Origin of the sequence: Streptomyces ossamyceticus, assembly GCF_001418475.1 — a bacterium.
GTDB classification, from domain to species: Bacteria; Actinomycetota; Actinomycetes; order Streptomycetales; family Streptomycetaceae; genus Streptomyces; species Streptomyces ossamyceticus.
On the sequence record NZ_LIQX01000450.1, the window covers coordinates 1 to 1,713 of the forward strand.

General features: G+C 70.7%; 1 protein-coding gene and 1 pseudogene. Both read right to left on the reverse strand.

The features are described from left to right. Positions 1-152: 152 nt before the first annotated feature. Complete coding sequence (locus AOK15_RS29030; RefSeq protein WP_055521311.1) at positions 153-902, reverse strand: GNAT family N-acetyltransferase; 750 nt, start codon at positions 900-902, stop codon at positions 153-155. A gap of 70 nt (positions 903-972) precedes the next feature. Then, positions 973-1,599 (reverse strand): annotated as a pseudogene (locus AOK15_RS29035) (IucA/IucC family C-terminal-domain containing protein); the annotation flags it as partial. Between the last annotated feature and the right edge of the window lie 114 nt (positions 1,600-1,713).

Here is a 1,713-nt window from a genome sequence, read left to right on the forward strand (position 1 = left end):
GGGCGGGTTCAAGAGGGGTTCTCTTCGGTGGGGAGAGGGAGGGAAGCGGGCGCTGCTCGGCGTGGTCGTCATTTCGTCCGGTCCGATCGGGAACCGGATCGGGTCGGGCGGTGTACCAGGAATGACGGCGTCACAGCAGGAGCACATCGGATCTACATCAGATCGCGCAGCAGCCGGTCCCGGATCATGAGGGCGGCCCGTTTGTCGGGCAGGTCGACCTCCGCGGAGAACCGGAAACCGGCGGTGAGGAAAGCGGAGACGGAGGGGAAGTTGCGAAGGTCGGGTTCCGCGACGACGCGGGCGCAGGAAGGACGGTTGTCCAGGACGAGATCGGCGACGGCCCGGAGCAGGGCGGAGCCGAGACCTCTCCCCCGGTCGGCCACCGGACCGATGAGGAGGTGGACGCCTGTGTCGTGGGGGCGGGCGGGGTAGTGGCGGGCGATGAGGTCGAGGTCCGCCCGGTAGATCTCCCAGTAGCTCATGGGGGTGCCGTCCAGCACACCGAGGCAGGGCACGCTGCGACCGTCCCCGTCGAGCTGGGCCCGGAGGTGGTTCGCGGTCACCTCCTCAGGTCCGGCGAGTCTCCAGGACGAGGCCACGGCGGAGTCGTTCATCCAGCGGGTGATCAGCGGGAGGTCCCGTTCGAGGCGGACGGGGAGGAGGCGCAGCGTGCCGACGGGGGTGACCGCGGGTCTCCAGTCGGCGAGGTGATCCAGCAGTTCCCCTGTGCCCGAGAGTCCCGCCCCGCCCGGGTCGGTGCCCCCACCGTCCGGGTCGGCGTCCTCCGCGAGGAACGCGGCCAGGTCGTCGGACAGGCGCAGTTCCAGTGTGTCCTCGTTGCTGGGGGCCCGGGTGGTGCCCGTGTCGGTGCCGGATGTGGTGCTCGCATCGGTGGGAGGCACGCGACGCTCCTCTCAGGGGATGGGGTGGGTCATGTTCCTCGGGGCGTGAAGGGAGTCGACAGTGATCGGGTCAGCGGTGGAGGGGGTTGGCGATGGTGACGTAGACGGACTGGGTGTCGACCGGGCCGACGAGTTCGTCGAGGCCGTTCAGCCGGGTCAGCAGGTTTGCCTTGCAGCGCAGGACGGGTGAGTCGAGCAGCAGGGCCGGCAAGGGGGAGTCCAGCCGGGCGGGGCCGGCGGCGACATCGGTGAGGAAGCGCCGGAAGGCGGCAAGCAGCAGTCGCTCGTCGGCAAGGCCCTGCGAGCCGAACGCACCGATGAGACCGAGCACGTTGTTGATGCCGAGGTAGTAGGCGAACCGCTCGTCGGTGACCTCGTCGGAGACGAAGGTGTCGCTGTGCTCACCGATGCCGGGCAGTCGGGCGTCGAGGTCCGCACGGCGGGACTCGCGGAAGTAGTAGCCCTGGTTGTCGCGGTATCGCCCGCCCATGGGCCAGCCGTCGGCGTCCAGCAGGAGGAGGGTGTTCTGCTGGTGGGCTTCGAGGGCGATCCCGGCCTCGCTGTCCAGCCACAGCACGGGCCGCACGACCTGCTCCAGGTAGCGCAGGAACCACTCGGCGGCGACGACACCTCGGGGACGACCGGTGCGCCCGGCGAGCCGGGTGACGACCTCGGCGAGCCGGGACCGCATGACGGGCCCGTCCGGAAGGTGGTCGGCATGGCCGGGCGCCCCTTCACCACGTGGACCCGCAGGCGCCCGGCCATGCCGACCACCTTCCGGACGGGCCCGTCATGCGGTCCCGGCTCGCCG